Consider the following 253-nt stretch of genomic DNA (forward strand, 5'->3'; position numbering starts at 1 on the left):
GGGAGCCGAAGCCGCCCGGAGCCGTCCCTGGATCTCCCACCCTAAAACATACGCCTCAATGATGGTTTTGCCGGAGATGGTTTTACCGGAAGCGCCCCGTTCTTCGGCCAGGGCCAGAGCCGATGGCAGGCAGGACGAGGTACCGTGAGTGGGAGGAAATCCTTGTATTTCGTAATCCAGGCAGTGGCCGAAAACGCCATTAGCGAAAGCCGCGGAGGGGGCGTGGGTTTTGAATCCCCAGCCGATGACGGTC

Annotated in this window: 1 protein-coding gene; it reads right to left on the minus strand. The window is 60.5% G+C overall.

Annotated features, from left to right (window positions below; translation table 11 throughout):
* On the minus strand, nt 1-253 hold a 253-nt coding region (locus tag PZC42_RS22025), incomplete at both ends, for an MmgE/PrpD family protein (RefSeq protein ID WP_277214347.1).

The organism is Isoptericola croceus (assembly GCF_029382255.1).
GTDB classification, from domain to species: Bacteria; Actinomycetota; Actinomycetes; order Actinomycetales; family Cellulomonadaceae; genus Isoptericola; species Isoptericola croceus.